Genomic DNA, 18,343 nt, shown 5'->3' with positions numbered 1-18,343 from the left:
GCGACCGTGGCTCTCGCCTCATCGAGGCATCTCAAAAGATAAGCTCACACAGTATCTCCGAGCGTTTCAACTTCGACGCAAGCTACTGCAGAAACCAGGGAGAGAAGCGCTCAAACACGCTATCAAAGCCACACTGTGAAATCAACAAAGTGCTACACAAGAGCGCAGTGTGTAAATCGTTGCAGTTGTTACTATGGTACGCGACTCTCACTACCGAAACGTCTCCACCGACACGTTTCGATAATTCGTCAGTGTCCCCCGCTCGCGTTCGACCCGTTGCTTCGCGATTTCGAAGTAGTCCTCCTCGAGTTCGACCGAAATCGAGTCGCGGCCACAGCGGGTAGCACCGACGGCTGTCGAGCCTGAGCCGGCGAACGGGTCGAGGACAGTGTCACGGACGAACGAGAACATACGGATGAGCCGTTCGGAGAGCGATGCGGGGTAGGGTGCGGGGTGGTCGGTCTGTGCTTCGCCGGTGATATCGGTCCAGAGCTGGCGGAACATCGTCTGGTGGCGGTCGGCCTCGATCAGGCTCAGGACGCGCTCTGCGACAGTCGGCGAGCGGTAGTCGCCAGGTTTGCGAAAGAGCAGAATGTACTCGATATCGTTTTTGATGACGGCACCGGGTTCGTACGGTTTGCCGAGAAAGCGAGCGTTGCCGCCGGCTTCGAGACTCGAGTTCCCGATTTTGTACCAGATAATCGGCGCGAGGTTGTCGAAGCCGATGTCGGTGCACCGCTCCTGAATGGTGGCGTGGAGCGGGAGCACGCGGTGGCGGCCGTGGTCGCTACGCGAGCGGAGCACGTCGCCGACGACGATGCACATGCGACCACCGGGGACGAGCTTCTCGTAGCACTGCTCCCAGACGCGGTCGATTTCGTTGTTGAACGCCTCGTAGCCATCGATATCACCCAGCTGGTCCTCGCCGCCGGTGCCGTTCTCGTAATCTTTGATGTCGAAGTACGGCGGCGAGGTGACGACGAGTTCGATGCTCTCGTCGGGCACCATCGAGAGGTCCCGCGCGTCGCCACGGTGGAGTTCGTGATGTGACGGGAGTGCGTTGACGGCCTGGTCTACCTCCCCCATTCGTCCCCTGTCCCGGGCGAGTTCAGGGAGTGCAGACTTTAGCTCCCCGTCAGTGCGCTCGAGTAGGGCCGCGCAGCTGTCGGGGACGAACTCCCGCAAATCCACGTCTGTACTCATTAGCTACCAATGGAGACCCACCCCGTGTCAAAGCTGCGTTTGTGCTCGTGAGCGTGTCGTCGCTCTCTGCGTATCGCTCGTCAGTGACTCACTTCTGCCTCACCTCCGCTGAAAAGAGTCACAGGCTCGGTCAGATAGATTCGGTCTCGAGTGACGACATCCTCCACACCGAGCTATCCTGCTGCGAGTTCGCGACGGCCGATAACCAGTCCCACGAGAAACGAGAGGACGACGACGCCGATCACGAACCCATCGACAACACCGAATCCGCCGTAGGGTGAGGACGTGGCAAATAGGCGCGTCACCTGCATCAGAGCAACCACGAGGAACGCCAGGCCGAACAGCGACGAGGTTGCAACCCAGGCACCGCGTCGCACCGCCGTCACCGACTCATCTGCATCAATGAAGCTCCGTTCTGTGGGCTCTTCTGGTGGGTCGGGCGTCGTTCGGTATTCTTTCCCCATGGTATCACACGACACGCGAGCGCCTAAAGGTGTATTCGGTCATCACCCTAGATGTCAACTGATAGTAGTTGCCATTCGCAACCTGCTCACGCCGCTGCCGTCACACACCGATTACAGATGTTGATTCACGCCCTTCTGTCTCATGGCAGAAACGACTTCGACGGTGTAGGTCTGATGGGCGCTGGCAGCCACCACGCCGAGGATAGTTGATCATCCTGAATTGAACACTTCCTACGGTAAAAGCGCAGTAGCGAGGGGCTCAAGTAGCGACGCGCCTCCGTGCCGGAACTCGATAGCGATCAGAAGAGGTTACCGACGGTGGCGCGGAGGCGGGTGAGGACGCCATCGGCGTCTGTCTCGTCGTTAGCTTCGGTGTCAGTGTGAGTATCGACATCGACATCTGTGTCAGTACCGGCAGCTCGATCGTGGTCGGAACCGGCACCGGCATCGACATCGACATCGGCGGCAAGTTCGCTATCTGCAGATTCGTCAACAGCGCGCTCGTCGCTCGTCTCATCGGCAGCTTGGTCCGTGATTGGACCGCTGTCGGCGACTCGCGGAGAGTTAGCAGGCGCGTCGACAGCGTCGGCGTGTGCATCAACCGATTCGTCCGTGGCGGACGCATCAGGTTCTGGTTCGGCGTCAGTTGGTGTTCCGGACTCAGAGTCGGCTCCGGTCCCGGCTTCGGATTTGGATCCAAATTCAGACTCCGACTCCACTCCCGACTCTACCGTTCTCTCGTCATCTTCCACCGATTCGCCCGTCTCGACCCAGAGGAACTCCTGTTCTTTCGTCCGGCCTGTGAGCAACAGCTTCTCGAGTTCCCCTTCATCTGCGAGGAGGTCCTCGAGGTCGTCGGGGTGCTCGTCAGGCTCTTCGTCGGCGCTTGCGATGATATCATCTGGACTGTCGTCGTCGAGGACGTCGTCGACGGCGGCTTCGTCGTCACCCTTGAGTTGGCCGAAAACGGACGCTGCGGTCTGGTCGGCGACGCCGTCGCCGCTCGGACTGGTGGTGTCAGAACCGGTGTCGTCGGGTCCGCCCGTTTTTTCGGTCTCGTCAGTCCCATCGCTCTCGTTGGCGTCATTAGCGTCGTTGATGTCGTTAGCACCCGTTCCAGCCCCTTCCCCATCAACTGTCGGCTCGTCGAACACGTCGTCGGTCATCTCACCGAAGAGATCCGCCCCGTGCCCGCCGACGTCGACGCCGCCATCCCCCGCGTTGTCGTCGATCGTACTATCGGTCATGCACGCTCACATTCACAGTATATTATAACAGCTAATTAATTTTTGCAATTTTTCCTGTCACGTTCGTGGCGAGACGTACTGTATTAGTGTACTGGCCGTTCTCACCCGAATAACGATAGTTGAGTGGACGAATGGTCACTTCCGCCTGTCGTGTTGTCGCCGGACTCTGGAACGGTTGACAGGACAGTGAGTACGCGACAGCCTACACCAGATCGCCAACGTAGCGAATTCGTCGATACTGAACGATGAGACTGGCCGGTCACATGCTCGCTTCGGCTGCCTTCAGCCAGCGAAATCTGCGCAAACACTATTAGTCACCGCAATGAATGTCAAAGACTACCATGACTGGCATCGAGTACGACGATTTCCTCAACCGCGAGTACGAACCTGATTCAACTGACCTCGTCTGTACCTTCAGCATCGACCCGGCCGAGGATATGTCGATGGAAGCCGCCGCGAGCCGCGTCGCCTCTGAGTCCTCGAACGGCACCTGGGCTGCCCTGCACGTCGACGAGGACGAACTGACCCATCTCGGCGCAGTCGCCTGTGGAATGGACGGCAACGAAATCACTGTCGCCTATCCTGCGGAACTGTTCGAGGTGGGCAGCATGCCACAGATTCTCTCCTGTATCGCGGGGAACATCATGGGTATGAAGGCCGTCGACGCGATCCGACTCGAGGACTGTGAGTGGCCCAAATCTATCACGTCGGGGTTTCCCGGCCCGCAGTTCGGCACAAGCGTCGCACGCGAGAAACTCGACGCTGGCGACCGGCCGATTCTGGCGACGGTCCCGAAACCCAAGGTTGGCCTCTCGACGGACGCACACGTCCGCGTCGGCGAGGAGGCCTGGCGCGGCGGCGTCGACCTGCTGAAAGACGACGAGAACCTTACCGATCAAGACTTCAACCCGTTCGAGGACCGCCTCGCGGAGAGTCTCGCCGCTCGCGACCGCGTTGAGGAGGACGTCGGCGAGCGCAAGGACTACCTCGTGAACGTCACAGCGGAGACGAACGAGATGCTAGAGCGCGTCGACCTCGTCGCCGAACACGGCGGCGGCTTCGTGATGGTCGACATCATCACCTGCGGCTGGTCGGCCGTCCAGAGCGTCCGTGACCGGTGTCAGGATCACGGACTCGCGATCCACGCCCACCGAGCCATGCACGCCGCTTTCGATCGCATGGACCATCACGGTGTCTCGATGCGTGTCATCGCGCAAATCTCCCGCCTCTGCGGCGTCGACCACATTCACACCGGCACCGCTGGACTCGGCAAACTCGCAAACGAGGACACGCCTGGGATCAACGACTGGCTCCACGGCGACTGTCACGGGCTAAACCCCGTCTTGCCCGTCGCCTCCGGCGGCCTCCACCCCGGCGTCGTCGACCGACTCATCGACGCGCTCGGCACCGATATCTGCATCCAGGCCGGCGGCGGCATCCACGGCCACCCCGACGGCACCCACGCCGGCGCGAAAGCGCTTCGGCAGGCCACCGATGCGAGTCTCGAGGGCGTCCCACTCGAGGAGTACGCCCAGGACCACGCAGAACTCGCAACTGCACTCGATAAGTGGGGAGCTGAAACCCCGCGATAGCGACCGCAGCACGACACGGTCGTGCCAACCGCCTGATGAAAACGGAACCGTGAGAGTAAAACCACGCCACGGACTCCCTTCAGGCGAATGGAAGACTGCGACCGCGGGTTCGACCTCGAGGCCCGACTGGGGATACTCGAGGACCGTGAGCAGAGACGAACGCTCTCGCCGGTCGACCGAGTTGCCGAACGGGGATACTTCGCAGACCCTGTCGGCGGTGACTTGCCGGTGCTCGACGCCGACGAGGCGCTCGTCTTCTCCTCGAACAACTACCTCGGGCTGACAGACGACCAGCGGGTGCAGGACGCGGCCCGACAGGCTGCTGCCACCGTCGGTACTGGTGCCGGCGCGAGCCGCATCATCACCGGCGACACCATGGTCCACCACGATTTGGAGCGCCTGCTCGCCGAAACCAAGGGCACCGAGCGCGCGCTCGCGTTCTCCTCCGGCTACGCCGCAAACGTTGGCACGATCACCGCACTCCAGCCGGACGTCATCTTCTCCGACGAGCGCAACCACGCGAGCCTCATCGACGGCTGCCGACTCGCCGACTGCGAGATCGTCGTCTACGACCACTGCGACCCGTCGAGTCTGCGCGATGCACTCGAGACCCGTGCCGCAGCTGCTGAGAGCACGGGAGGAAGTGTGAGTGCAACTGCAGGTGCAGGTGCAGATGCAGACACGGGCGACGAAGACGAGTCCTGGCTCATCGTCACAGACACCGTCTTCAGCGTCGACGGCACCGTCGCCCCGCTCTCGGCAATCTGCGACCTGGCCGAGGAGTTCGGCGCGTGGGTGATGGTCGACGAGGCCCACGCGACGGGGCTCTACGTGGACGGCGGCGGTGTCGTGCAGGCGGAAGGACTTGCGGACCGGGTCCACATCCAGATGGGGACCCTTTCGAAGGCGCTCGCGAGCCAGGGCGGCTACGTCGCCGGCAGCGACGCGCTCATCGAGAGTCTGCTCAACGAGGCGCGCTCGTTCGCCTTCTCGACGGGACTCGCACCGACGGCAGCCGCGGCCGCGAGCGAGTCACTCCACCTCGCACGCCACAGCGAGGCGCGCGAACAGCTCTGGGAGAACGTTGCGCATCTCCGGGACGGACTCGAAACGATGGGATTCTCGATCCCAGGTGAGTCCCAGATTCTCCCGGTTGTCGTCGGTGACCAGCGAGACGCGCTCGCGTTCGCGGACGGGCTTCGCGCCCGCGGGATCGTCGTCCCGCCGATTCGGCCGCCCGCGGTGCCGGAGGGCGAGAGTCGACTCCGCGTCGCGCCGATTGCGACCCACGACCGCGACGATATTATCACGTGTCTGGAGGCGTTCCGGACGGTCGGCTCTGAACTTGGACTGCTGTAGCGGCTCGTTCTATATGCGGGGTAGCTTCGGTCTTGGTCTCAGTCTCAGTCTCGTTCGCCCTCTGTTCTGCGTGAGTCTCGCTTTTCGCTGAACGCTACTCTCACTCTCTCACTCTGCCTGCTCATTTTTGTCGACCCTCGCGTCGCTAACTGCCACTCCACGACCATTCCAATCCCGACCAGCGCGAAGAACGCACCCAACACCATCCAGCGGAAGGGTGTGTTCGACTGCTCCGTCTCGAGAAACAGCGTTTCGAGCTCGTTGTCACTGGAGATGCTATAGACGCCAAATTAGACGGGCCCAATCAGAAGAAGTCGTTCAGGCCGGACTGATCGTCGTCCGTCTCGTCTGGTGTACCTGTTTCAGCGGGTGCGTCGTCCGGGTCTTCCTCAGACGAACCGGCCCCGTTCTCTCCCGCAGAGACGAGCGTTTCCTGTCCCTGGCCATCGCTGGCTGCTTGAGACGCCTCATCACCGGTCGCCGAATCCGTGTCCGTCTCTGCTGCTGAATCGGTGTCCGAATCGGACGTATCGAAGAACGCGGAGCCGGAGTGTTCGACCGTCTGCTCAGTGAGCAGTTCTTCGGCGTCCTCGACGATCGACTGGACCTTGTTGGTGCTCTTTCCACTCCCCGTCACGAACGAGACTTCCTTCTCGTCGAGGTCGTATGCCGCGGCCATTTGTACAGTCAGGTCCCGATTCTTGCAGTGGTGGGTCATTTCCGAGAGGAACGGCATGATTTCCCGGCGGGCCGTCCCGACACTCGTCCCCTCACGCTCGGCGAGCCGCTCGGCGATTGCGTCGCGCGTCTTGCGCGTGCCCTTGCTGCTGCCGAGTTTCCGCCAGTAGCTCGGCGGGCCGTACCGGGTCCACCCACCCTTTGGCTCGCGGCGGGAGGCCGCGACGCCGGCAGTCATGTTGTCCGAGGCGTAGCGCCAGAACGAGTAGTTCTGTGTCGAACGAACCCGTCCTAACCAGCGGTCGGCGTTCGCGAGGAACTCGTAGGCATCTGCCAGTTCAGCGCCCTGGTAGTCCTTGGGGACGTTGTCCTCGATCCAGTTCAGCATCTCGTCCGGATTCTCGTCGACATCGTAGGACGCCTTGAGCGCGCCTTCGGCGTCTTCTTCCTTGATGAGCGTGTCGAGGAAGTCGAAGATGCCTTCCGTGGTGTCACGGTCGCCAGTCACCACATCGTCGACGGTCAGTCGTTCGGCCTCCTCGGCGACTGCCTGAAGATCGTTGACCGCGGATCGAAGGTCTCCGCTCGTGCCCTCGGCGATCTCCTCCAGGGCTTCCTCCTCATACTCGATATCCTCGCGTCGGCAGATATCCCGCAGGACGGGGACGATCGAGCGCTTCGAGACGTCGCGGAATTCGATCGTCTCGCAGGCGTTGCGGAGACTCTGGCTCATGTCGTAGAACTCGTTGGCCACGAGCACCATCGGCTGGTTGGCGCTCTTGACAACGCGGGTGACCTCCCGCGAGCCGCCGTAGTCGGCGTTGCCGTGGAAGTTGTCCGCTTCGTCCAGAATGACCAGCCGTCGGCCCGACTCGCCGCCGGTGAGTGTCCCGCTCTTTGCGGCCTCGCCGGCGATGCGCTCGATGACGTCGGCCCCGCGGCTGTCGCTGGCGTTGAGTTCCATCACGGGCCACCCCAGATCGTTCGCCAGCGCGTGGGCGGCCGAGGTCTTCCCGACGCCGGGGCTCCCGTGGACGATCACCGCGTCCTGGTGGTCGTCCCAGGTCTCGGCCCACTCCTCGAGTTTGTCACGGGCCTTGTTGTTCCCGCGTACCTCCGACAGCGTCGTCGGGCGGTACGTCTCGGTCCAGTCGCTCATTGCTGGCCATTGGGACGAGTCGCGTTTAGGGATTGCGGAGCATCACTCCTCGGCGACCGTCTGCAGGTCGAGTCGGGAGGTAACCTCTGCGTACGTATCGTCACTCGAGACGATCGTCTCACCGTTCGATTCGACGAGGTGGAGCGCATCGAACGGCGTGAACCCGTGGTCTTCGACGTACGTTGCTGCGGCGACGACGGTGTCTACGTCACCGCGTACCTCGACGAGGTTGGCGGCGTTCGAAACGACGCGTTCGGTGTCTCGGTCCTCCCGGTAGGCGACCATGAGTAGTTCGATGAGCGTGAACTGTGAGGTCCACAGTTCGTCTTGGTGCTCTCGATACACCGTCTCGGCAGCATCTCCGAGCCAGTCCTCGTCCTTGATGAGCGCCAGTAGAAAGTCGGTTTCCGCGTACATCTATCGGCCGGCCTCGTCGAGGGCTGCATCTCGTGCGCCGTCGCGAAGTTCGTCGGCCGATTTCCCGACATCCTCGAATTCGTCCCGGAGCGCCTCGAGTGGGTCCTCGGCGACCGGCACGAGCTTGATTCCGTCGTGAAGCTGCACGATGTGGTAGCGCTCGCCGTATCGCTCTCGAATTTCCTTCGGGAGTGTGAGACGGCCGCGGTCGTCCAGAGCTACGTCGGCCATAGTCGAGATACTGTGGGCGAAAGGAAAAGCGTTCCCCGAATAAACAACAGTACCCATCAGAAGAACAACTCGTTTATATCCGCTCCCTAAACGCCAGCTATGTCGCTGGAAATCACCGTCGGTGGCTGGCTCTCGCTCGTCGTCACTGTCACTCTCGCCACAATCGTTGCCGGTGGCATCGGCGTTCTGTATGGCCACGTCGCATCTCGGATCAGTGGAGAAACGGCAACACGCGGACTGAACACGATCACAGTAGGCTTCGCAAGCGCTGTTGCCTTCGCCCTCTGGTTCAACATCAATCTCGGACACGTCGCGGTTCCCCGACTCATCTCCGATGGTTTCGCAGTGCTGCTGGTCGGACTCGCCGGCGGAGTCGTCGGAACGGCGTCCGCCGTCGGTACCCTTCGAACGACACCCGACCTGTTCCATTCTGCTGACCCGGCGACCGTTTGTTGGCGGTACGCTCGCTCTCTGACGATACTCATCGTTCTTGCCTTCGGTTTTTCCGCCCTCCTCGTTCGACCGGTCCTTCAGGGCGGCCCACTCACTATGCTCGCGCTCGTCCCACTCATCGGTCTTCTCTGCTGGGCCACTACACCCGTTCTCATTTCGCTTCTGAACCCCGTCCGCCAGCCAACCGACGCTGAACGAGCGCGTCTGACGGGTGTACTCGAGTCCGCGGCGCTCACACCACGCTCCGTCCGCGTTCGTGTCGTTGACTCCGAGATTCAGTTCCTGACCACTCGTCTCGCCGGCCCGCCACGGTACCGAGTACTGTTCGTCTCGCGGGCGGCACTTGAGTCGCTCGACGACGAGGCCCTCACGGCACTGGTCGTCGCGCGGCGTGAGCAAAAGCGCTGCTACAGTACGCTGGTCGTGATGGTGCCGCTTCTCGGTGCAGTGATGGGCTTCCTTCTCGCGTTCTTCCTCGGCGCGGCTGCTGTCGGTGTGGTCTTCGCACTCAGTATGGTCCTGCTCGGATGGGGCGGAACCAGACGGCTGCGGTACTTCACCGACAGACGAGCTGCCGACGAAGTCGGCGCTGCCGTCCTCGCGGATGCCATCGAGTACGCTGTTAGGACGGGTGGGTTCGCTCACGATACCGACCCGGGACGAGAGTGGCTCTCCCCAAACCCGTCGTTCGGCGCACGGATCGAACGACTACGCAAACAGTCGGACGCGACTGCTACCGGCGGAGGCAGCGGTGCTGCTAGCTCCCAGTAATCACCGTGTACACAAGCCAAGCCGCGGACGCTAATTGAATCGAGCCCAACCCGTCGGTATGAACGTCGCACTCCTCACTGTCGGCGACGAACTCCTTGCCGGGCAGACGACGAACACCAACGCCTCGTGGCTCGCCGCCCGACTCAGCGAGCGCGGCGCGACCGTCAGACGCATCCTGACGGTACCCGATGAACGCGAGCTCATCGCGAGCACCGTCGCCGGCTGGCACGACGACCCCGAGTTCGACGCGATCATCGTCACCGGCGGCATCGGCGGCACGCCCGACGACGTCACCGTCCCTGCCGTCGCCGAGGGCTGGGCACCCGGCTGCGCCGTCGACAGCGTCTACGTCTTCGCCGGCATCCCCGACGAAATGCGCGCAATGTTCGACACCGTCGCCGACGAGTTCTCCGGCGAAGCTGTCGTGCGGACGATCTACACCCCCGCTCCCGAGGGCTCGCTGCACGACGTACTCGAGTCCGTCACGACCGACGACGTCAGCGTTGGGAGCTATCCGCGCAGCGAGCAGCGAGCAGCGAGCAGCGACCAGGGCGGATTCGGATCACCGGGACAACCGTGGAGTCAGTTGACGCAGCGGCTTCGTGGGTCGAATCGCGTGTCGAGACGGGAGAATCAGCGTTCGAGTAAACGGTACTCGGCGAACAACTTTGAGGCGCTGGCCGAACTGATAACACTGAGAAAAACGCGGTGATCGACAGCCACTCCCTGTCAATGAACCGTCACCGGTTCTCGTCGATCACCTCCACCGCCACGTCGTCAGGTCCGGGTCCGATCACGACGCGATAGCCTTCGTACTCGAAGCCAACGAGGGCGTTCNAGCACCGCAGCCAGTGCCTCTGGATCAACGACCTCGTACAGCGGTGGCAGATCGGCCACGTCGAGGTCGTTATGGGCCGCGATACGAGTAAGTGCCGTGGAAATAGCGGGATGCATTGGTAGTCTCAAGATCAATGATTCGCGCAACGAACGTCGACTCGCAGTCGGGACACGTGATCGTGCCCTGAGCCGGGTCCGCGCGGATGTCAGTACCGCACTTACAGTGGATCGTCAGTTCACAGTACATGTGTCAAGCTGATAGCGTAGCCCGACACGCAGCGAAGCGCATCCCAAGATGATCCAATCGCCTGTGAGACTCTGTTGGCGATAGGTCGGCAGGTCTTTATTTCACCGCCGTCAATGATGGAGTGCTCCCGCTACGCGGGGGCTGCAAACGAGCCGGAGTCCGGGCCGCCAAGCATCGAACTCCGGCTCTGCGCACTTTCGTGCGCGTCTGTTGGATACTCAAGCAATCGTAAAGAACGTTAGGATATTGACCGATTGGTGACTTCTTACGNGGCTCTGCGCACTTTCGTGCGCGTCTGTTGGATACTCAAGCAATCGTAAAGAACGTTAGGATATTGACCGATTGGTGACTTCTTACGCCATCGACTGGCCGCACCTCCCGCTCGAGATTGACTCGCCAGTCGCCTCGAACAACCCCATCGAGAAACCGATCCGAAAGGACCGCAAACTGGCCCAGTACGATATCCGTGACGACGACTGAGTCTTCATCAGCGAATGCCTGTTCAGCCGCCTCCGCAGGTTCCGTACCCATGAAAATACGGACGTTCGAGGACGCAGATTCATCTCGTTACCTGCATTGAGAGGACATAATTGGACCAGAATCGGGGCGTATCGACAGGTCTGTCAGGTGGTGTTGAGCAGCCCCGAGAGATCGTACGCGTCGTCGGGCGTGTGTTGTTCTTGCCAGTCGGTAATCGTTGCTCCGGGATCGTGGTAGTTCTGGTAGAAGTCGTGATTGCTGTACCAGCCGAGATGATCGTAGAAGCCCGGCCCCTGAATCCGCACGTCTTCCGGTGGCGCGATCCCCATCGTGATGTAGCAATCTCGAACCTGACAGCACAGATGGCGAACCAGCGAGTGGCGGAAATCCTCGAGACCGTCGAACTGGTACGCACGGCCGAACATCTGTGGACGGGCGTCGGGATGGCGGTCTGGGACGGCTCCATCGGTGTCTCCTGTCAGCGCTTCGTCGCGGTCGCCGTTTGCCCACCGGATCGTAACCGGTCCGATGGCCTCGATGACGTCTTCACTGAACGATTCTGCCACACTGGAGGTGTCTATCCCCTCGTCGCTGGCGAAAACTCGCTGGATACGACTCATGAGCCCACCACTGTCGGTGGCCTGTTCGACCGTTCGCACAACTGCTTCCAGAGTCCCGTCGGCGATCAATTCCTCGAGTAAGGCTGCCGTATCCGCCTTGTCCAGCCCGAGGTAGATGTCCTGTTCGACGCGTGGGACGGTCATCGGTGGCAGGTCCGGAACCTCGACGACGGGGGCTGCCTCGCCAGCGTCGTGGCGCATCTGCTGGTAGAACTCGCCGAAGTGCGCCTCGAATGAATCTGCTGGAAGGTTGGCGATGGCCATCGCGGCGGTCGCGATCCGATCGGGGTTCGAAAGCGGGTCGACTGTTTCGTACCCACGCTGCCGGTAGACGTAGAACTTGGCGAACCGGCGCGTCTGATTGACCCACTCATGTTCTTCCTGGGTGCGTTTGGACGGGTCGTCCGGGTAGCCGTCTTGCTTATGGGCAGTCACTTCGCCATCAGACTTTCTAACGTCCAAAACATGCTCTGTCCCATTATTGTCTCGAAGGTTGATACCAACCAACTCCTCTGTTTCGCCAGTGATTACAGCCTTCATAACTAGACGTGTCCTCCTTCACCAGCAACTGGTTCTACCCCGGTCTCGTCACTCTCTTGCAATTCACGTTTGACCGTTTCGACGATCGTAGCGAACTCTTCCGGTGAGAGATTGCTCTCCTCACCGAGTGCGGCGTCGGCAGCCCCCTTTCCGAGCATGTTCGAGGCAAAGGCCCCAGAAGCAGCGACGGCAGCGCCAGCGGCAAGCGGTAACGCGCCAGCGGACGCGACCGTCGTCAGTGCTGCAAACGTTGCGCCGACTCCGGCGGTGACCGCCGTTCGATTGTCGGTCGCTCCGTCGCGTAGCCGTTCCCACCAGCTCCCCTCGCCGGTGTCGATCGCGTCAAGATCGACCCCGAGGTCTTCCAACGCTTCTTCGTCCAGTTCACCCGAGCCGCTGAGCATCTCCTCGAGTTCTTCGGAGCGCTGTTCTAGGCGCTTGTCTACCTCCTCGGGAACGCGCTGTTCGATCTCTTCGGAGACGAGTTTGCGAATCTGGGATGGACTTGCGAACCCACTGTCGTCGGTGGCCGTCCGCTGAATGTGGACGTCCGTCCCCATCCGGCTCACGATCAATGGCTCGTCGGCGGAGAGTGCCTGTTCAGCCGCCTGATCGGCTTCCCGCTCTAACTGTGGATCGGGATCAATCTCCAAATCCGCGCCCTCCTGGGGCATCATCGAAATTGCTGCCCCCGTCTGCTGTGTGACGTGCGCTAACTCGTGCGCCAGCAGGAACTGCCCTTCAGCGGAGTTGGGGTCGTATTCTCCCGAATTAAAGACGATGTCGTTGCCACACGTGAACGCCTTCGCGTCGATCGCATCCGCGGCTTCGGCTGCTTTCGCGCCCGTGTGAATGCGCACGTTCGAGAAGTCGGCGTCCATCCGCTCCTCGAGCGTGCGCTGGATGGTGTCGTTGAGTGGTTGACTCGGACTTGTGTGAACGTCCAGGACGGAGTCTGGAACCTCTCCGGGATCCGTACTCGTGTCCTTGGTCGCGCGGTAGATGTTCGCCTGAGCCTCCGGGTCATAGCTGCGGCTCTCGAAGCTGTCTGGAACCGAGTCGGGGAATCGAAGCGGCGTTGGCTCGCTCGCCGCCGGGGACGCGGTGCCAGCCTCACCCCAGTCCCCGCTGGAATACGTGCTCGGAGAATCCGTGATGGGATTGCGCGTCTGTGGCAGTTCCAGCACGTGACTGCTGGCGGCCGACTGATCTGAGATCATCTCACTCGACTTAGGATGGCTCCCAGGACGTCACGTCAGTTTGTGCAGACCAGTAGTTTTCATAGAGGTCGAACGCCGACTGGGAGAGAAAGCCTTTGTAGGAACCCCATCCAGTGGCACGGAAGCCTTCCGGTGGCTTCAAGCCCATGAGGAGGAAACAGTCTCTGATCTGGTAGGCGAGGTGTGAGACCACGTAGTGTTGGAAGGAGCCGACTTCAGCTGGATCGAACGCCATCAATTCAACCCGGAAATCGGGTTTACGGTCGAGCGCGGGTTGGGTGCCGCGTTCGTACTGTTCCGTCCCTTCAGAACCGTAATGCAGGACGTGCTTTTCGGAGACGCCTTCAACATCGAACAGGAGGTCATCGAGTTCGTCGAGTGGAACGTCGCCAGTACTAGCGACGGTGGGCGTATCGGGGTTCCCCTCGAAGCGAGCGATGAACTGCTCGAGCACCGGCGGCTCGAACTCAAGTGGGTCTGGCGTGATATAGACGTCTTTCTCGTAGATGATTGTATCGTCAGGATCGGCGTCATCGAACGGCAGGTCGACCGGCGCATCGCTGTAGTGACGCTCGAGTTGCGTTTCGATGTCGCCAAAATACTCGCTGAACTGGTCGTCGGACAGCGCCGCAATCGCCAGCAAGCCAGCCATCAGGACGTCGGGATTCTCGCGCCGGCGAACGGTTTCGTAGCCCCGCTCACGGTAGACGTGCCACTTCGCGAAGCGGCGAACCTGCCCTGAATGCGCGTTCTGGCGGTCCGTTCGTTTGGCGGCTTTGGCAGGGTACTCGTCGCACTCATGTATGAATATTTCACCATCGAAATCCACGCCAATTCGGTGTTCTGTTTGGTTATTATCGTACACTCTCAACCCTACCCCATCTTCATCCTCGCCATCAATTTCTCCCTCCATCAGTTACCTCCATACTTTTCAGCGTAGTTACCCTCCTCGTGCTCCTCGACCTCCTCGAGGACGACTTTGCACTCTTCGAGCCACTCCCTGGCGTCATCGCGAACGATTTCGAAGATTTCTGCAGCCCGTTCCTCCAGAGAGCCGTTCGTCTGCGTCCAGATCTCTTTCAGATCTTCGAGACTACTGATTTCTCGCTGGCGGATCTGTGCAATTGTCTGGACCATTCGTCGTTGACGTCGAATTCCTTGGCCTGGGTGCCAGCGTCTTTTGCGGTCAAGACATCTCCACCATCGAAGGCCTCCGCCAGATCGGCGACCTCGAGCAGTTTCGTGATTCCGGTTCCAACCAACAGCGGTTTGATAATTGTCCAGGAGATCCTGTCCACTTTATTCGTCTCGACGTCGCCACTCAGCGCACGGCGCTGGTCTTCGGTCAGTGCAACGTTGTCTAACTTCCCGTCGAGTTCGTCACTTAATTCCTGGATATCGGATTTCAGCTCATGTTCGGAGCGGTCGATACGGTGTTGCAGTTCCGCTGCGACGGCGTCCGGGTTGTCGATCTGGCTAATCTCCAGTTTCGCTTCGTCTTGCTGTTTCTCGACGAGACCATCGACGAATCCTGAGAGGTATTCTAACTGAAGCCGGTTGTGTGCTTCACGATGGGAATCGAGATCTCCGTCTGCCAGTTCGCTCTCGAACAATGCCATCGCCTGGAGCGCTTCGTGTTCTCCGAGTCGCTGAATGTGGACGTCGGTTCCTAACCGACTGATCGTCAGCGGCTCCTCACCCGACAGCGCCTGTGTAGCCACCTCGTCCGCTTGCCGCTCTAACTGTGGATCCGGATCGATCTCGAGATCCGCATCCGGCTTGGGCATCATGCTGATCGCCGCCCCCGTCTGCTGTGTGACGTGCGCGAGTTCGTGTGCCAGCAGGAACTGCCCTTCCGCGGAGTTGGGATCGTATTCTCCCGCGTTAAAGACGATATCGTTGCCACACGTGAACGCCTTCGCGTCGATCGCCTCGGCGGCTTCGGCTGCTTTCGCGCCCGTGTGGATGCGCACGTTCGAGAAGTCGGCGTCCATCCGGTCTCCTAGTGCCCGTTGAACAGTTCCATCGAGTGACTGGCCCGAGTCGGCGAGTACGTCCAGAACTGGCTTTGGGACCTCCTCGGGATCAGTGCCAGTACCTTTAACCGCACGATAGATGTGTGACTGGGGCTCTGGACCGTAGTCCCGACTCTCGAAGGACTGGGGTGTCTGCTCGCGGAACTCGAGTCGTCCCCCGTCGGTCGACTCCGGAGAGGCGACACCGTCCTTGTTCCAGTTCACACCGGGGTATGTGCTCGGGGAGTCGGTCAGTGGATTCCGCGTTTGTGGTAGCTCCGGCACGGGACTGCTGGCCGCGGGCTGTCTCGTAACCGTCTCCCTGTCGCTCGAGCGGGTCAGTGTCAACCTACTGGACGCTTGATCCGATTTCAGGTACGTTCGACCAGGACCGTTGCCACCGCTGGGTAGTGCTCTGACCAGCGTTGTGGTTTGTGCTTGGTTCTCGACACCCATCATCGTCAATTGGATCCGAAGCTGTCCGTCCTGGTACGACGTTCTATTACGGACCCAAGACGTCGATGAGGGTCGCTTCTGGGTCGTCGAACCCCCGTTCTTCGAGTAATTCCAACACGTGGCCGATACCTTCTCCTGTCTCAAGTACTGTCTCTATCGCTTCCTCGAGTTCGTCGTCTTCATCAGTCAACGTCTGCAGTTTCGTGATGGATTTGCCGTAGTCACCGAGGCCATAATTATACTCCAGCGAATACCCCGGAATCTCCGCGTGATGTTTATTATATTGGTCGTAGAGCGTTATTTCGTCCAGATTGTAACGGCCAGTATACTCGTTGATGCCATGGCCGAGGACTTTGAATTCCTCTGGTGGCTCCAGTCCAGCACCGATATAGCAATCGCGGATCTGGCAGCGGAGATGATAATCGAGGTACTCTCGGAACTCTTCGACCGACGGCACCAGATCGGGAACGAGCTGGAGACGTGCATCTGGCTTTCGGTCCGGGAACGGGTCGTCGTTCCACTGAGAGGTCAGCTCCCCGTCCTCGTCACGATACCGAAGATGGATATCTGAGACGGCTTCGATCTCTGTGTCGTCGTTCAGATACACGTCGACCATGAACAACACCCAGTCGTTCTCACCGACTGCAGGCGGGAGATCGACAGGGCCCGAGAACCCACCAACACCTTTCCCATTTACCTGCTCGGACGCGTCCTGGAACAACTCTCGAAAGCGTTCATCTGACAGCTTTTGTATGGTATCACGGACGCGTTTTATCCCCAGTAGATTCTTCTCCACGGGGAACGGTTCGTATTCGGTTTCCTGAGAGACGTAGTGACGAGCGTATTCTCTCGCTTGAGCGACGTGCTCGTTTTCATTTGGCGTGCGTTCGGACGGGTCGTCAGGATACCCATCTTGTTCATGGTATTTGATCTCGCCGTCGAACCCAACATGAATTCCATGACTTACATCGTTATTGTCTATGACTCTCAACCCAACGCCGTCATCGTCTTCTTTTCCAATAACAGCCTTCATACGTCCACCTCTTCGTTCGATGGCACACTGTCTGGCCGCTTACCCTCACCAGTCTCTTTCTCACCCTCAACGATCTCACCAGAGTGATCACGTGCTCGTTTAATATCCAAAATATGTTCGCCTAACGATTTAATCTCGAGTATTTGAGAAAACTTCTCATCGATTTTACTTAGTAACGCCTTGACAGTACCCCTTGAGAAAAGCTTTTGCTTTGTTGTATCTGCTGCACCGGTAATAAACAGCTGTTCCTTCTTATCGATATCCGCCTGCTCCCACAACTGTTCTGCAGTTTCGATTGCGTTTTCCAACTCAACGTGAATCTGGTTCAAATTCGAGATACATTCGTGGATCTCGGCTTCTGTTCGTTCCAACCGTTCTTCGAGATCCAAACGCGCCTTGCTACCTCGGCCGGTGTTCTCCAGCTGGTTAAGTAATTGCCGACGTTCGTTTTTCGCACGTTGCCACTTTTGTTTGGTCTCGTCGAAATCATCGTTGAGAGATTCGGCAGTGTCAAGAACTTCAACTGCCGCTTTCACACAGATATACTTCTCCTCCTGTTCGCTATTCCGATAGTTTATATCGATATCCGCTTCTCGGGTGGCGATTGCCTCGGGATCGTATTCTTTCAACTGTGCATCTAATGATTGCCGTCGATCTGGACTCAGTTCTGAATTGTCGAGGAACTCTTGATGTTCTGCATTGTCGGCTTGGAAGTTACCTTCCAAAATTGCGAGCATCTTGTCCGCTTGGTCTTTTTTAACCCGTTGAACGTGTACCTCGGTACCTAACCGACCGACCGTTAGCGGCTCCTCACCGGATAGCGCCTCCTTGGCAGCCTGATCTGCCTCCCGCTCCAACTGCGGGTCCGGATCGATCTGTAGATCCGCATCCGGCTTGGGCATCATCGAGATTGGTGCCCCACCGTTTTGCTGTGTGACGTGCGCCAGTTCGTGTGCCAGCAGGAACTGACCTTCCGCGGAGTTGGGATCGTATTCGCCCGCGTTAAAGACGATATCGTTGCCACAGGTGAACGCCTTCGCGTCGATCGCATCCGCGGCTTCGGCTGCTTTCGCGCCCGTGTGGATGCGCACGTTCGAGAAGTCGGCGTCCATCCGGTCTTCCAGCGTGCGCTGGATCGTCCCGTCCAGGGGTTGCCCACCACTCCCGAGGACGTCGAGGACAGTGTCTGGTACTTCTCCCCTGGTCGTGTCGGTACCATCTAACGCACGCTGGATTCGCATGTCGCGGAGCTGGTCGGCGATTCCCTCCGGGCTGTAATCGAGTCCTGGAAGGATGTCATCGGGATCGCTCCGAAACGAGC

Annotated in this window: 17 protein-coding genes and 3 pseudogenes; 6 read left to right on the top strand and 14 right to left on the bottom strand. The window is 59.9% G+C overall.

Annotation, left to right across the window (positions count from 1 at the left end):
* Positions 1–139, top strand: a pseudogene (locus C482_RS21165) (IS1595 family transposase); the annotation flags it as partial.
* Positions 140–210: 71 nt separating this feature from the next.
* Here C482_RS21165 and C482_RS11320 read toward each other — a convergent pair.
* The 3 genes from C482_RS11320 to C482_RS11310 all read right to left on the bottom strand — a co-directional run bounded on the left by C482_RS11320 (position 211) and on the right by C482_RS11310 (position 2,914).
* Complete coding sequence (locus tag C482_RS11320) at positions 211–1,203, bottom strand: DNA-methyltransferase (RefSeq protein ID WP_049896647.1); 993 nt, start codon at positions 1,201–1,203, stop codon at positions 211–213.
* A gap of 173 nt (positions 1,204–1,376) precedes the next feature.
* Entirely contained in the window at positions 1,377–1,667 is a 291-nt protein-coding gene (locus tag C482_RS11315; RefSeq protein ID WP_006167761.1) for a hypothetical protein, read from the bottom strand.
* 299 nt (positions 1,668–1,966) lie between these two features.
* On the bottom strand, positions 1,967–2,914 hold the full coding sequence (locus tag C482_RS11310; protein WP_006167760.1) for a midas domain-containing protein: 948 nt from the start codon (positions 2,912–2,914) through the stop codon (positions 1,967–1,969).
* 341 nt (positions 2,915–3,255) lie between these two features.
* On the opposite strand from C482_RS11310, the gene rbcL reads away from it, so the two are divergent.
* On the top strand, positions 3,256–4,506 hold the full coding sequence (gene rbcL / locus C482_RS11305) for a type III ribulose-bisphosphate carboxylase (RefSeq protein WP_006167759.1): 1,251 nt from the start codon (positions 3,256–3,258) through the stop codon (positions 4,504–4,506).
* Positions 4,507–4,593: 87 nt separating this feature from the next.
* Positions 4,594–5,865, top strand: coding sequence for an aminotransferase class I/II-fold pyridoxal phosphate-dependent enzyme (locus tag C482_RS11300; RefSeq protein WP_006167758.1), 1,272 nt, complete (start codon positions 4,594–4,596; stop codon positions 5,863–5,865).
* 304 nt (positions 5,866–6,169) lie between these two features.
* Here C482_RS11300 and C482_RS11295 read toward each other — a convergent pair whose 3' ends face one another.
* From C482_RS11295 to C482_RS11285, 3 genes are read right to left on the bottom strand one after another with little or no spacing between them, the layout of a single operon-like run.
* Positions 6,170–7,702 carry a replication factor C large subunit gene (locus C482_RS11295; protein ID WP_006167757.1) on the bottom strand — a complete coding sequence of 511 codons (1,533 nt, stop codon included), beginning with the start codon at positions 7,700–7,702 and terminating at the stop codon, positions 6,170–6,172.
* Between the two features lie 42 nt (positions 7,703–7,744).
* Positions 7,745–8,119 (bottom strand): PIN domain-containing protein, encoded by a 375-nt coding sequence (locus tag C482_RS11290; RefSeq protein ID WP_006167756.1) that lies wholly within the window; start codon positions 8,117–8,119, stop codon positions 7,745–7,747.
* Positions 8,120–8,350, bottom strand: a complete 231-nt coding sequence (locus C482_RS11285; protein ID WP_006167755.1) for an AbrB/MazE/SpoVT family DNA-binding domain-containing protein — start codon at positions 8,348–8,350, stop codon at positions 8,120–8,122.
* A gap of 99 nt (positions 8,351–8,449) precedes the next feature.
* On the opposite strand from C482_RS11285, the gene C482_RS22380 reads away from it, so the two are divergent.
* Both C482_RS22380 and C482_RS11275 read left to right on the top strand, forming a co-directional pair.
* Positions 8,450–9,574, top strand: coding sequence for a hypothetical protein (locus tag C482_RS22380; RefSeq protein ID WP_006167754.1), 1,125 nt, complete (start codon positions 8,450–8,452; stop codon positions 9,572–9,574).
* 58 nt (positions 9,575–9,632) lie between these two features.
* Positions 9,633–10,222: pseudogene (locus C482_RS11275) on the top strand (competence/damage-inducible protein A).
* A 92-nt stretch (positions 10,223–10,314) separates the two neighbouring features.
* On the opposite strand, the pseudogene C482_RS11270 reads toward C482_RS11275, so the two are convergent.
* Positions 10,315–10,528: pseudogene (locus tag C482_RS11270) on the bottom strand (HalOD1 output domain-containing protein).
* Positions 10,529–11,003: 475 nt separating this feature from the next.
* Between C482_RS11270 and C482_RS22665 the strand changes: the two are divergent.
* The gene (locus tag C482_RS22665; protein ID WP_275039628.1) at positions 11,004–11,138 is read left to right on the top strand and encodes a hypothetical protein; all 135 of its coding nucleotides are present in this window, start codon (positions 11,004–11,006) and stop codon (positions 11,136–11,138) included.
* Between the two features lie 143 nt (positions 11,139–11,281).
* Here C482_RS22665 and C482_RS11265 read toward each other — a convergent pair whose 3' ends face one another.
* From C482_RS11265 to C482_RS22375, 7 genes are all read right to left on the bottom strand, one after another.
* Positions 11,282–12,298 (bottom strand): hypothetical protein, encoded by a 1,017-nt coding sequence (locus C482_RS11265; protein WP_049896646.1) that lies wholly within the window; start codon positions 12,296–12,298, stop codon positions 11,282–11,284.
* 2 nt (positions 12,299–12,300) lie between these two features.
* A complete protein-coding gene (locus tag C482_RS11260; RefSeq protein WP_006167751.1) occupies positions 12,301–13,518 on the bottom strand; it encodes an eCIS core domain-containing protein in 1,218 nt (405 codons plus the stop codon).
* A 10-nt stretch (positions 13,519–13,528) separates the two neighbouring features.
* Positions 13,529–14,431, bottom strand: a complete 903-nt coding sequence (locus tag C482_RS11255) for a hypothetical protein (RefSeq protein WP_049896645.1) — start codon at positions 14,429–14,431, stop codon at positions 13,529–13,531.
* Entirely contained in the window at positions 14,431–14,655 is a 225-nt protein-coding gene (locus C482_RS11250) for a hypothetical protein (RefSeq protein ID WP_006167749.1), read from the bottom strand. Before C482_RS11250 ends, C482_RS11255 begins: the two co-directional genes overlap by 1 nt.
* The gene (locus C482_RS21155; protein ID WP_241431920.1) at positions 14,598–15,635 is read right to left on the bottom strand and encodes an eCIS core domain-containing protein; all 1,038 of its coding nucleotides are present in this window, start codon (positions 15,633–15,635) and stop codon (positions 14,598–14,600) included. Before C482_RS21155 ends, C482_RS11250 begins: the two co-directional genes overlap by 58 nt.
* A gap of 400 nt (positions 15,636–16,035) precedes the next feature.
* A complete protein-coding gene (locus tag C482_RS11240; protein ID WP_006167747.1) occupies positions 16,036–17,022 on the bottom strand; it encodes a hypothetical protein in 987 nt (328 codons plus the stop codon).
* On the bottom strand, positions 17,019–18,263 hold the full coding sequence (locus C482_RS22375; protein WP_394295541.1) for an eCIS core domain-containing protein: 1,245 nt from the start codon (positions 18,261–18,263) through the stop codon (positions 17,019–17,021). Before C482_RS22375 ends, C482_RS11240 begins: the two co-directional genes overlap by 4 nt.
* Positions 18,264–18,343: the final 80 nt, after the last annotated feature.

The organism is Natrialba chahannaoensis JCM 10990 (genome assembly GCF_000337135.1).
GTDB classification, from domain to species: Archaea; Halobacteriota; Halobacteria; order Halobacteriales; family Natrialbaceae; genus Natrialba; species Natrialba chahannaoensis.
This window is presented reverse-complemented; position numbering and strand designations above follow the sequence as displayed.